This window comes from Microvirga sp. VF16 (assembly GCF_016864375.1).
In the GTDB taxonomy this organism is placed as follows: Bacteria; Pseudomonadota; Alphaproteobacteria; order Rhizobiales; family Beijerinckiaceae; genus Microvirga.
Map to the genome: position 1 here is coordinate 971,926 of NZ_CP069356.1, position 12,169 is coordinate 984,094.

The following is a 12,169-nucleotide window of genomic DNA, read 5'->3' on the forward strand; positions in this document are numbered from 1 at the left end:
GGAGGGCGCCATGACTGACGTCGCAGTTCCCCGTCCGATCGGCCGGCTGCTGGCTCTGCCCGGGTTCGATTATCTGGCGCGCCTTGCGCTCGCCTCGCCGTTCCTGATCAGCGGGATCGTGAAGCTCACGGATTTCGGCGGAGCCACCGCCGAGGTCACGGGGCTGGGGCTCCAGCCCGCAGGGCTGATCGCCGCCGCCGTCACCCTGACGCAACTCGGCGGGTCCGCTCTCTTCCTCACTCGTCGTTACTGCTGGCTTGGCGCCGGCATCCTGGCCGTGTTCACCGTCATGGCCACCTTGCTCGCGCATCCGTTCTGGATGTTCGAGGGCTCGGATCGGGGCCGCCAGACCGCAACCTTCTTCGAGCACGTTGCCATCGTGGGCGGACTCGCCCTTGCCGCTCTGTTCGTCAACCAACGGAGGACACGGTCATGACCCAAGGCACGACCCTTGAGCAGGCGGTCCCACCGCCTCCGCCCGGCACCTTTGCCCCGCTAAGGCACGGTCTCTTTGCGGTGATCTGGACCGCGACGGTGCTCGGCAACGTCGGCACCTTCATGCGCGATGTGTCCTCCTCCTGGCTGGTGACGGAGCTCTCCGCCTCGCCGGCGGCAGTCGCCATGATTCAGGCGGCCGGAACGCTCCCGGTCTTCCTCCTGGCCATTCCGGCAGGCGTCCTGTCCGACATCCTCGACCGGCGCCGCTTTCTCCTTGCCATCCAGATCATGCTTGGGACCGTGAGCTCTCTGCTCGCCGTGCTGGCCTGGACGGGATCGGTTACGGTCGAGAGCCTGGTTGTTCTCACTTTCCTCGGCGGTGTCGGGGCTGCGCTCGCAACGCCTGCCTGGCAGGCGATCACCCCGGAACTCGTTCCGCGATCAGACCTCAAAGGCGCTATCGCGCTCAACTCGCTGGGCATCAACATCGCACGGTCCATCGGACCCGCCCTGGGAGGCTTCCTGCTGGCAGGCTTCGGAGCCGCCGCAGTCTATGGCCTCGACGTGTTGACCTATCTTCTTGTCGGGGGCGCCCTGCTGTGGTGGCGACGCGAGGCTGATGCCGATGACGGCCTGCGGGAGCATTTCGGTGGGGCTTTGCGGGCCGGCCTGCGGTATGCCCGGGCCAGCCATGATCTTCACCGCATCCTATGGCGTGCGGTCCTGTTCTTCTCCTTCGCCAGCGCTGTGTGGGCCCTGCTCCCCATCGTGGCCCGACAGGAGATCGGCGGAGGGCCGAGCTTCTACGGTCTGATGCTCGGCAGCGTCGGGGCCGGTGCTATCCTGGGAGCGGTTCTGCTGCCGCGCGTTCGCTCTCGGCTGGGGCAGGATCGACTGGTGCTGGTCGCATCACTCGTCACAGCCGGATCGACGGCTCTGCTCGCGCTGACCAATTTTGAGATTGTGGCACTCATGGCGACCTTCGTGCTTGGCGTCGCGTGGATCGCGATGCTGACGACGCTCAACAGCACCATGCAGGCCATTCTGCCGAACTGGATCCGAGGGCGTGGTCTCGCGATCTATCTCACCGCCTTTAACGGCGCCATGGCCGCAGGCAGCCTGGGCTGGGGCTTCCTTGCCCAGGAGATCGGCACCGATACCACGCTGATCGTCGCCGGCATCACTCTCACAATTGTTGCAGTCCTGGTTCACCGCGCTCCTCTGCCGAGCGGCGAAGGCGATCTCACCCCGTCGCTGCACTGGCCCGAGCCGGCCATGGCTGAACCCGTCGCGAACGATCGGGGACCGGTCATGATCATGGTGACCTACCGTATCCAGCAAGCCGACCGCGCCGCCTTCCTGACCGTGCTCGAGCGTCTCTCCGAAGGGCGCCGCCGCGATGGCGCTTATGCCTGGGGCGTCTCCGAGGACGCGGCCGATCCCGAGCACATCGTCGAGTGGTTCTTCGTCGAGTCCTGGGCGGAGCATATGCGCCAGCACAAGCGGGTCTCGAAGGCGGACGCCGACATCCAGGCTGAGACACGCCGCTTCCACCAGGGCGGTGAGCCGCCCCTGGTCCAGCACTTCCTGACGGTCGACCGCACTGGCCGACGGGCCCATTGAGTTCCCGGCGCAGACGCCCTCGCGGTGTCTGGGCGCCGGCAACTCACTCTCCCTCTCACCCAAGTCACACAACCAAGCGAAGGACCCAGCATGGGTACAATCACGACAAAGGACGGCACCGAGATCTATTACAAGGACTGGGGATCCGGTCAGCCAATCCTGTTCAGCCACGGCTGGCCGCTCAGCGCCGATATGTGGGAGTACCAGATGCTGCATCTGGCCCAGAACGGCTATCGCGCCGTGGCCTTCGACCGCCGTGGTTTCGGCCGGTCGAGTCAGCCGTGGGACGGTTATGACTACGACACTTTCGCGGACGACATCGCTCAGTTGATCGAACGTCTCGATCTGAAGGATGTGGTCCTGGTGGGCTTTTCCATGGGTGGCGGCGATGTCGTTCGCTATCTCACCCGCCACGGGAGCGGCCGGGTCGCCAAGCTGGTGCTGATCAGCGCGGTGACCCCCTTGTTCATCAAGAGCGAAGATCATCAGGACGGTGTTCCGGCGGACGTGTTCGAGGGCATCCGCGCCGGTATCGCCAACGACCGTCCACAGTTCCTGGATGATTTCAACACGATCTTCTATGGCACGAACCGGCCGGGCAGCAAGGTATCGAAAGGCGTCCTGACCCAGACGCTGCAGATCGCGCTGCAGGCGTCCATCAAGGGCACGATCGACTGTGTCACGGCGTTCTCTGAAACCGATTTCCGGCGAGAAATGGCCGAGATCACCGTTCCGACCCTTATCATCCATGGCGACGACGACCAGACTGTCCCCATCGGACCGACGGGAAAACTGGCCGCGAGCATTGTTCCCGGTGCACAGCTCAAGGTCTATCCCGGCGCCCCGCACGCCACGTGCACGACACACAAGGATCAGGTGAACGCCGACTTGCTGGCCTTCATCCGCAAGTAGTCCCGGCTCCGCAACCGCGAGACCACCTCCTAAACGTGTCGAGCAAGATCCGTCTGTCACGTCGGATTTTGCTCGACACCATCCGCGATCCTCAGCCGACGAGTTCATAGCTCACAGAGCACATCATCGCGAGCCACCTCAGCGGGATCGAAGCTGACCCGACAATCGGATCTCTGGAATTCGGACCATGGACCAAACCAACGCGGTGAACCACCAGTCTTCAGCTGTCAGCCGGTCGGTGATTTACGTCATGGCGATTGCTGCAGGGATCGCGGTCGCAAACATCTATTACAATCAGCCGATGCTGGGCCTCATCGAGGCGGATATTCCCGGACACTTGTCATCGCTGATCCCGACGGCCACGCAGCTGGGCTATGCCGCAGGCCTGTTTCTATTGGTTCCGCTCGGGGATATTCTCGAACGCAAACGTCTGATCGTCGTCCAGTTCGGCGTTCTGGCTCTGGCGCTCGCCCTGGCCGCTATCGCACCGAACGCGCCGTTGATCCTGATTGCCTCCCTCGTCCTCGGTGTTGCATCGACGGTGGCACAGCAAATTGTTCCGCTGGCGGCGCATCTTGCCGCTCCTGAGCGCCGCGGTGCGGTAGTCGGCACCATTCTGGCCGGCATTCTGACCGGAATTTTGCTGAGCCGGACGCTCGCCGGCTTCGTGGCGACCCATGGCGGCTGGCGCGAGATGTTCTGGCTCGGTGTTCCGATGGCTCTTGTGGCGGGCGGGCTGATGATGATCGTGCTACCGAATAGTCCACCGACCTCACGCCTCGGCTATGGCCGCCTGTTGCACTCCCTTGTTCACCTCTGGCAGGAATTTCCCGCGCTGCGGTTTGCCGCGATTACCCAGGCCCTGATCTTCGCAGCCTTTACCGCCTTCTGGACGATCCTGGCCTTTCGGCTTCAAGAACCGCCATTCGGCCTGGGTGCGGACGTGGCCGGCCTGTTCGGCATCATCGGCGCTGTCGGCATTTTCGCCGCTCCCCTTGCCGGCCGCTTCTCCGACGCGCGGGGGCCGGCTCCGGTTGTTGCGATGGGCGCTGCGCTCACGCTCGCCTCATGGATCGTGTTTGGCCTGTGGACGTCGCTGGCTGGTCTGGTCGTCGGCGTGATCCTTCTGGACTTCGCGATGCAATCGGCTCTGGTGTCCAATCAGCACATCGTCTTCGCGCTCCAACCAGACGCTCGCGCCCGCCTCAATACAATCCTGATGGGCTCGATGTTCCTCGGCGGAGCGCTCGGATCGGCTGCGGCAACCGCCGCTTGGCAAGCGGGAGGTTGGGCCGGAGTCGTCGGTCTCGGCCTCGCCTTCGGAGTACTGGCCAGCGCAATGCAATTCTTCAGCTTCTCATGCGCTAAGCGTGCTGCCGCTGCTCCTCATGGAAGGTAGAACGATGAGTTCGAAGAACTATTCAATTGGAGCCGATGGCTGGCGAGGGTGAACGCCCGCGCGTTGTAGCAATGCTGCCCAGTCGGCAATCGCGGACCCCCGTTTGGATCCTAACAAGGTCGCCCATGAAACTCGCTCGATGCATTCGCATCGTCTGCCATTAATTAACCCGAGGAAGATCCATGACGAACATCCCATCTCTTCTGACGCCATCGGAATGCGCATTGCTGCTGATCGATCATCAGGCAGGTCTCGCGTTCGCGGTGGAGTCCATCGACCGTCAGACGTTGCTCAACAACACCGCCGCTCTCGCTCGGACCGCCATTGTCTTCGGGGTTCCCGTCATTGTTTCGACATCGGCGACGAGGGTTTATAGCGGACCTCTCATGCCCGCGATCCAGAAGGTCATTCCGGATGTGCAAGCGGTCGACCGCAAAAGCATGAACGTCTGGGAAGACGAGGCGGCCCGTGCGGCAGTCGTATCCTCGGGTCGACGACGCCTTTTGGTCTCTGGCCTTCTCACGGAGGCCTGTGTCTCATTCGCCGTGCTTTCAGCGTTGGCTGAGGGTTATGACGTCTACGTCGTTGCGGATGCATGCGGAGGTCTGACATCCATCAGCCATGAACTTGCTCTGCGCCGAATGGAATCCGCCGGTGCACGCATGACGTCGTGGATCCAGGTGCTGCTCGAACTGCAGCGCGATTGGACCCGTCACGAGACCTATGACGGTGCACGCTCCATCGTGGAGACCTACGGCGGCGGTTACGGAATCGGCCTCAGCTACGCCCGCGACATGATCAAGCCTCCAGGCACCGTGTGATCGTTCCAACACAGCGCCCTCTACGGCTTGTCCGCTGTCCTGCTGACATGTGCGGAGGGGCCTTACCCAGATGAAACGGAAGAACGGCATGTCCTGTGCGGTGACCGACACTACCAGCTCTAGAGCTTCTCAAGATCCAAGAGCGCGGTCCCGGTTCCGTTCGGTCGTTGTCTCATGGACGCCGAGAGTCGCTCTGCTGGCGATTGCTCTGGCGGCAGCCCCGGGAGCAGCCGCCCAATCTGTGGGCGAGACTACGTCAGCTGGCGATCGGAGCGTGTCCGCGAGCAAGGTGCCGGCGCCACCTCTCACCAATCTCCGTTACACGGAAGACTACTCGTACCTGCAAAACCCGGCCAACCGGACCGGCGCGTGGTGGGAGCCGTTCAAGTACATTCCGCTTGATCCCACGGGGACCAGCTTTCTAAGCTTTGGGGCCGAGCTCCGGTTCAGGGAGGAAGCCTACCGGAACTTCAACTGGGGCGAGGTCCCGGTCGAGAATTACCAATGGTACCGGGTGCTGCCCTATGCCGACCTGCATCTCGGGCCAAATGTGCGCCTGTTCGGTCAGATGATCGGAGCCTGGGCTACGGGCAAGGAAACTCCGGTCACCGGCGTCGATGAGACCGGGCTCGAGTTCCTTCAGGGCTTCGGCGAACTCAAGCTGCCGCTCGGCGAGGATGCCAATCTGACCCTGCGAGGCGGACGCCAACTGCTGTCCTACGGGTCGGAGCGGCTGATCAGTTTGCGGTACGGTCCCAACGTGCTCCGCTCGTTCGACGCAGGATTGGCATCCGTTGAAGCGGGTCCCTGGCGAGTCGACACGTTCTATGCCCGACCGGTGCGGAACAAAGTCGACAGCTTCAACGACCGCTTCAACGAGGAGCGGTCGCTGTGGTCGGTCTACGCCACCCGCACCCTGGAGGAGATTAGCCCGACATCCGGGCTCGACCTCTACTATATTGGCTATCGCAACATTGATGCGGTGTTCAACCAGGGGGCTGGCGATGAGGTGCGGCACACGCTCGGCAGCCGGTTCTTCGGCAAAGCGCAGGGCTGGGACTGGAATTTTGAGGCGATGCTCCAATTCGGCAGCTTTGACGGCGGCAACATCCGTGCCTGGTCGGTCGCCTCCGACACCGGCTACACGTTCACGGACCTGACCTTCAGCCCGCGGGTTGGCCTGAGGGCCAACATCATCAGCGGCGATCGCAATCCTAACAATCCGAACCTGCAGACATTCAACGCTCTGTTTCCGAGAGGGAAATACTTCGGCGAGATCGGCCTGATCGGGCCATACAATCTGATGGATCTCCATCCTAACCTGACCCTCCACCTGAATGATCAGTGGACGCTGTCGGGAGCAGCGGTGTTCTATTGGCGGGAGAGCCTGGGTGACGGCATCTACGATAGTGCCGGCGGTCTGGTGCGGCCGTCCGATAACAGCCACGCCCGTTACATCGGAACCCAAGCGGATGTAGTCCTCGGATGGGAGCCCACCCGGTGGTTCAGCGCTGAACTTGCCTATTCGGTATTCGTGCCGGGACAGTTCATCAAGGACACCGGCCCGTCCAAGACGGCTCACTTCGTCGGGTTCGAGACCGTCCTAAAATTCTAGAGGCAGGTTGTTCGTTCAGATTAAAACTCAAGCGAAGCACTATCCGGGAGTCCAGACGTGATCTATGGCGTTCCAGCCCGCGTGGCTTTCATCGTGACCCTCGCGGCGATGATGAGTGGGTGCGTGACCACAGGTGATCGCGCGGCTGTACCGGAACCGCAGCTCGAGGGGGCTCGGGTCGCTGGTTATGGCGATATCCGCTTCTGGGGCGACGAGGTCACACCGACGATCGAGGCTGTCATCCGCCGACAATACCGTCAGGTTAAGGCGGCTGCTCTCGCTGGTGAACGCGCGGCCAGCACCCGAAAGGCCGACTTTCTGGCCATCTCAGGGGGCGGCGGCGATGGCGCGTATGCGGCCGGCTTCCTCACTGGATGGAGTTCCAGTGGACGGCGTCCTCAGTTCGAGGTGGTGACAGGTGTCTCGACAGGTGCCCTGGCAGCGCCGTTCGCCTTCCTCGGGTCGCAGTATGACAGCGTTCTGAAGGACCTGTACACGAAGTACGGCGACAGTGACCTCGTTATTGATCGCGGCCTCCTCGGATTGCTTGGCTCGTCCTTGTACGACACGGCCCCACTTAAGCGATTGATCGAGCAGTACATGACGGATGATGTCTTGAATGCGATCGCACGGGAGTATTCGATAGGGCGCCGCCTCCTCGTGCAGACCACCAATATTGACGCACAGCGTCCCGTAATCTGGGATCTTTCGGCGATCGCGGCGAGCCAGCAGCCTGACCGTCGGGATCTCATTGTGCGAGTTCTGCTCGCGTCGAGTGCGATCCCCGGGGTATTCCCTCCTGTGCGAATACAGGTGAATGCCAATGGACGGGTCTACGACGAGCTGCATGTCGATGGTGGCGTCACGGCTCAACTCTTTTTTGCGCCACCCCGGACACGCTTCACCCGCTTCGAGCAGCTGGCATTTGGCCGTGCGAGAGAGCGAACCCTCTATGTGATCCGGAACGGCAAGCTCACGCCCGATTACAAGCCCACGGAGGATGGGGCGTTTCCCCTTGCGATCCGATCGATCTCGACCATGACCAAGTATCAGGGTCTGGCGGATCTGCGGAGGCTGGATCGGATTGCCGGCGAGACCAACGCAAACGTCTTATTTACCTCCATTCCGCCGGATTTTGCCAACGTCGCTCGATCGGAGTTCGATCGCACGTACATGGAAGAGCTCTTCCGCGTCGGCGAGCGGATGGGCCGGTCGGGGCAAGGGTGGCGTTCAGGGCCGCCGCCAGCACCTGCGCTAGCTTTATGATGCGAAAAGGCAGACGCTCGCGGTAGAAGAGATTGCAGTTCGATGTCCGGACGCGGCCTGACTTCTCGAGGAGGTTCGACGATGCAATCCTTCGTCTATGAGACCCTTCCCTCCCGTGTGGTGTTCGGACAGGGCACCGTCACGCAGGTCAGGGCCGAGGCCGAGCGCTTGGGAGTGCGACGGGTCCTTGTCCTCTCCACGCCAGGACGTGGCGAAGCGCTGGCGCATGAAATTGCCGCCCTGCTCGGGAATCTGTCCGCCGGTGTGCATGCCGGCGCAGTAATGCATACCCCGGTTGAAGTCACCGAAGTCGCATTGCAGGTGGTTCGGGATGCCGGCGTGGATGCCGTAGTGGCCGTTGGCGGGGGATCGACCATCGGCCTTGGAAAGGCCATCGCCCTGCGGACCGATTTGCCGCAAATCGCGGTGCCGACCACCTACGCTGGTTCGGAGATGACGACGATCCTGGGGGAGACCAAGGAGGGCGTGAAGATCACGCAGCGTACGCCGAAGGTCCTGCCGGAGGTCGTCATCTATGATGTCGATCTGACCATGGCGCTGCCTGCCTCCATCGCCGCCACGTCGGGAATGAACGCCATGGCCCATGCGGTCGAGGCACTCTACTCCAAGGAAACCAATCCGGTGATCTGCCTGATGGCCGAGGAGGGCCTCAGAGCTATCGCTCGGGCTCTGCCGAGGATCAAGGACGATCCTCAGGATCGCGCGGCGCGGTGGGATGCGCTTTATGGCGCCTGGTTGTGCGGGGCATGCCTCGGGGCAGTCGGCATGGCCCTGCATCACAAGCTCTGTCACGTTCTGGGCGGCTCCTTCAACCTGCCGCATGCGGAAACCCATACCATTATCCTGCCGCACGCGGTCGCCTACAATGCTTCGGCTGCGCCCGAAGCCATGGACCGAGTAGCGAACGCCTTGGGAGTGGAGAACGCCGCACAAGGCCTGTTCGCGCTAGCCCGGCGCTTGGGCGCCAAGCAGGCGCTGCGGGACATCGGCATGCCGGCGGACGGGATTGAGATGGCCGTCAAGGCCGCGGTGGCGGCTCCCTACTGGAATCCCCGCCCACTCGAGGAAGAAGGCCTGAGGGATCTGCTGAGCCGAGCGTGGGACGGCGATCCCCCACGTAAATGGCTCAACTCTTAAGGTTGGGTCCGCCACCCCGGCTAGGCCTTGAACCAATCAGAAGAGACACAGCGAGAGCCGATCATGTGTAGGCGGGCGACGATCCCGAAAGGCGGAGGGAAGCTTATTGCTCTCGTAAAAGCGATTATTCCGTGTTGTATAGGTCGGAATAAGACGCTCGGAATATGCCGAGAGCTAAACCATTCTACATACACACGAATATGCCTGATCCCCTATTATTAATGCGGCAGCACGACCGAGTGCTCGTAGGAGACGAGTTCTAGATGTGGACGCTCGCATAGGATAGCCATAATCCGGCAAAGTGCTTCCTCAATGCGCGCATCGGTCCGCCTCACCCACTGAAGCGTGAGACGAGGTTCTTCTGCAATCGAATGGAAACTTCGGCAAACAGATCGCAACGAGAGGCCGCCCAACCGGGCGACCTTTTCTTTTCTCGGTCAATGTAGCTTTGTCTGTTTTCAGCCCCATTGCGGACACTCGGCGTACTTCAGGAACGTGCCACAAGCGGTCCTTCCGCCCCACACCCCGCAGCAACACCTATTCTCGACATTAGATAGCAAAAGCTACCCGATTGCACTGTAAGGATCAGAGGATCAACCCGTCAGCCCGAAGCTCCCGCTTCCCGTCATGCGAAGGGCTGGCTTGCCGATTATTTTCCGAACCGCTGGGACATCCGGATGGCGTAGTGTCCGATAGCGGTTCCCAAGCCAATGATCCCTGTGAGATGCATGAAAAACGCGGCGGCTTGTGCTTCGAAATCCCAGGCCTCCAGAGTGAACTCCATGGTCAGTTTGGCTTTGAGATTGACGACGGAGAGGCTCACGAAGCCGAAGAGAGCGGTCATCGCGGTGAGACCCCGCAAGATCAGCGTGCGGTTCCTGCTGTGCCCTGAGATGCCGAGCAGGCCCCGGATCACCGCCATGATCATCCTCCAGTGCATGCCAAGGTGGACGCCTGCAATGAGCAGGACGAGATAGCCGACCATGGTATGAAGCTGGCGGGCAAGAACCGTGCTCGTGATCGGCAGGAAGCTGAACACCGTCCGCGAGACGATGATGCTCGTCGTCACAAGGACGAGCATAGACACCAGCAGTGACAGGTTGACTCCGATCCTGATGACCCTTTGCCCGGACAGCCGCCGGCTGAACCCTGCGTACCACCATCGATTGAAAAAGTTGTGGTCAAGCAACAGGGCGAACATCACGGTCCCGATGATCTCGTGAGCGACGTTGCCGAGCCAGTCGTAGGCGAGGGCTACCAACAGGAGGGCGAGTGCGAGAAAGTCCAGAAGCAGGCGCAACAGAAACACTGGCGTCACAAGACCTAGTCAAGCATGCGGTTGAAGGTGAAGATGAAATCGGTCTTGGCAGCGCCTTGATGACAGGATTGACAGCGTTCGGCGATCGGCCGGCGGCTGATCTGGCCTTTTGTATTGTATTCCTGAAAATGCCAGTCGCCGGTACGCTCCTCTGCGCTGAAATCGAGCCCCCAGTCCTGGCCTTTCTCCATGACAAAATAACCTGTCAGGGTGTTGTTTTCCCAAATGCCGAGTAGGATCCGTGTTCCGGGTGGCAATGGCTGCCCCGCCTTTGCGAAGCGGATGGTCTCGGGCAGAGCCAGGGCCTCGGTCCTGGAGGAACCCCGCTCCTGGACCGAATAAACCTCGAATTCATCGACGTTCGCCGGGAAGGTGGCCCGGTTGCTCTGCGCCAATGCGGGTAGTCCTGACAGGGACAGCATCGCGAACAGACCAACAGCCCGCCAAGCCCGCTGGGCGAGCAACTTCATTGGTAAAACCTCGAACACCAGCGCCGTCATGAGATAAATGGGCAGCCTTCCCGCACGAATGCGGGAAGGCTGCCGATCAGGCCAGTTTCGCACGGAAGTGCGCCGCAACCCGATCGGCGGCATCGCCGACCGTCGGCGCCTGATCGTAGAAATCGAAGTGCTTGCCGACCGACCAGTACAGTTCCTTGGGCCCCGCGAGGAGGTCGTGAACCTTGCGCGCCTGCTCGGGGAATGCCGCACCGTCCGAATGTATGATGAGCGTCGGCGCTGTCACCTTGGGAGCCTGTGCAACCGGGTTGAACGCCAACCACGGCTCCCAAGCCATGACCGCGAACTCGTTGCGCCAGGCTCGCACGCCACCGCCACGGGTCTGATCCATGTAATATTCGCTCGGGCTCGCGCTCGTCGCCGTCTTGTCGTTGGGCATGTAGGCGAAGACGGTTTCGATCACTCCGGTCTCGTCATACCGCTTACGGGCCGCACGACCGAGGGCGATCCGGCGATCGACACCTTCCTGGCCGCCGAAGAACTTGAGCATGAACTCTGGGTCGCCGAAATATCCCGCAACGGTCGCCAGGGCGCGCACGTTCGGGTCCCTGGCCGCCGCATACATGGCGGTGCCTCCCGAGGTGCAGACTCCAAGAATTCCGGTCGCCGTGACGTCGGACCGCGCCTTCAGGAAACGGAGGGCCGCCGACAGGTCTTCAGCCTTGGATTCCTGATCCTCGTACTGGCGGATGATGCCGCTGCTCTCGCCATAGTTGCGGTAATCGATCGCCAACGCGATGATCCCGCGTCGGGCCAGTTCGCGGGCGTAGTTCCCGCCCATCTGCTCCTTGACCGAGCTCATCGAGCCGCCGACCGCGACAGCGGGATAACGGCGGGAGGCATCGTATCCCTCCGGCAGATAGAGGTTCGCCACCACGAACCCGTCTCCACTCGGGAAGCTGACCTTCAGCGGTGGCTTCGATTGGTTCTGCTCGGTAAGCGTCTGTGCCATGGCGATCCCCGTGTTGAAGAGGGTGGCGGTCGCTCCGACGGCCAAGCCGAACGTCCGTCGAGTGATCGATGCGTGGGTCATCCGTGTCCTCTCCCGATGATGAGAGGAAGGTAGGCCCTAGCATACTGCTTGATAATGGCTGAAAATCT

Annotated in this window: 11 protein-coding genes; 8 read left to right on the forward strand and 3 right to left on the reverse strand. The window is 61.8% G+C overall.

All coding sequences use genetic code 11. The features are described 5' to 3' along the window. Positions 1 to 10 precede the first annotated feature (10 nt). The 8 genes from JO965_RS36975 (at position 11) to JO965_RS37010 (ending at position 9,232) form a co-directional block, all read left to right on the forward strand. Positions 11 to 436: a DoxX family protein gene (locus JO965_RS36975; RefSeq protein WP_203445795.1), complete on the forward strand. Its 426-nt coding sequence runs from the start codon at positions 11 to 13 to the stop codon at positions 434 to 436. Continuing rightward, positions 433 to 2,061 (forward strand): MFS transporter, encoded by a 1,629-nt coding sequence (locus tag JO965_RS36980; RefSeq protein ID WP_203445796.1) that lies wholly within the window; start codon positions 433 to 435, stop codon positions 2,059 to 2,061. Before JO965_RS36975 ends, JO965_RS36980 begins: the two co-directional genes overlap by 4 nt. 90 nt (positions 2,062 to 2,151) lie before the next feature. Further along, positions 2,152 to 2,973, forward strand: a complete 822-nt coding sequence (locus tag JO965_RS36985) for an alpha/beta fold hydrolase (RefSeq protein ID WP_203445797.1) — start codon at positions 2,152 to 2,154, stop codon at positions 2,971 to 2,973. 187 nt (positions 2,974 to 3,160) lie between these two features. Beyond that, on the forward strand, positions 3,161 to 4,372 hold the full coding sequence (locus JO965_RS36990; RefSeq protein ID WP_246777115.1) for an MFS transporter: 1,212 nt from the start codon (positions 3,161 to 3,163) through the stop codon (positions 4,370 to 4,372). A gap of 182 nt (positions 4,373 to 4,554) precedes the next feature. After that, positions 4,555 to 5,193: a hydrolase gene (locus JO965_RS36995; protein ID WP_203445798.1), complete on the forward strand. Its 639-nt coding sequence runs from the start codon at positions 4,555 to 4,557 to the stop codon at positions 5,191 to 5,193. Between the two features lie 274 nt (positions 5,194 to 5,467). After that, positions 5,468 to 6,808 (forward strand): alginate export family protein, encoded by a 1,341-nt coding sequence (locus tag JO965_RS37000; protein ID WP_203445799.1) that lies wholly within the window; start codon positions 5,468 to 5,470, stop codon positions 6,806 to 6,808. Positions 6,809 to 6,865: 57 nt separating this feature from the next. Beyond that, positions 6,866 to 8,074: a patatin-like phospholipase family protein gene (locus tag JO965_RS37005; protein ID WP_203445800.1), complete on the forward strand. Its 1,209-nt coding sequence runs from the start codon at positions 6,866 to 6,868 to the stop codon at positions 8,072 to 8,074. Between the two features lie 81 nt (positions 8,075 to 8,155). Beyond that, positions 8,156 to 9,232 carry a maleylacetate reductase gene (locus JO965_RS37010; protein WP_203445801.1) on the forward strand — a complete coding sequence of 359 codons (1,077 nt, stop codon included), beginning with the start codon at positions 8,156 to 8,158 and terminating at the stop codon, positions 9,230 to 9,232. 649 nt (positions 9,233 to 9,881) lie between these two features. On the opposite strand, the gene JO965_RS37015 is transcribed toward JO965_RS37010, so the two are convergent. Genes JO965_RS37015 through JO965_RS37025 form a run of 3 tightly spaced genes read right to left on the reverse strand, consistent with a single transcriptional unit; the run spans position 9,882 to position 12,101 of the window. Beyond that, positions 9,882 to 10,550: a DUF4405 domain-containing protein gene (locus tag JO965_RS37015; RefSeq protein WP_203445802.1), complete on the reverse strand. Its 669-nt coding sequence runs from the start codon at positions 10,548 to 10,550 to the stop codon at positions 9,882 to 9,884. A gap of 5 nt (positions 10,551 to 10,555) precedes the next feature. Further along, a complete protein-coding gene (locus JO965_RS37020; protein WP_203445803.1) occupies positions 10,556 to 11,050 on the reverse strand; it encodes a cytochrome P460 family protein in 495 nt (164 codons plus the stop codon). Between the two features lie 46 nt (positions 11,051 to 11,096). Next, on the reverse strand, positions 11,097 to 12,101 hold the full coding sequence (locus tag JO965_RS37025) for an alpha/beta hydrolase (protein WP_203445804.1): 1,005 nt from the start codon (positions 12,099 to 12,101) through the stop codon (positions 11,097 to 11,099). Between the last annotated feature and the right edge of the window lie 68 nt (positions 12,102 to 12,169).

Bases quoted from the DNA above. Each gene is read 5' to 3' on its own strand.
- JO965_RS37020 (WP_203445803.1), bottom strand. From the start codon at position 11,050: ATGACGGCGCTGGTGTTCGAGGTTTTACCAATGAAGTTGCTCGCCCAG.
- JO965_RS36975 (WP_203445795.1), top strand. From the start codon at position 11: ATGACTGACGTCGCAGTTCCCCGTCCGATCGGCCGGCTGCTGGCTCTG.
- JO965_RS36995 (WP_203445798.1), top strand. From the start codon at position 4,555: ATGACGAACATCCCATCTCTTCTGACGCCATCGGAATGCGCATTGCTG.
- JO965_RS36990 (WP_246777115.1), top strand. From the start codon at position 3,161: ATGGACCAAACCAACGCGGTGAACCACCAGTCTTCAGCTGTCAGCCGG.
- JO965_RS37010 (WP_203445801.1), top strand. From the start codon at position 8,156: ATGCAATCCTTCGTCTATGAGACCCTTCCCTCCCGTGTGGTGTTCGGA.
- JO965_RS37025 (WP_203445804.1), bottom strand. From the start codon at position 12,101: ATGACCCACGCATCGATCACTCGACGGACGTTCGGCTTGGCCGTCGGA.
- JO965_RS36985 (WP_203445797.1), top strand. From the start codon at position 2,152: ATGGGTACAATCACGACAAAGGACGGCACCGAGATCTATTACAAGGAC.
- JO965_RS36980 (WP_203445796.1), top strand. From the start codon at position 433: ATGACCCAAGGCACGACCCTTGAGCAGGCGGTCCCACCGCCTCCGCCC.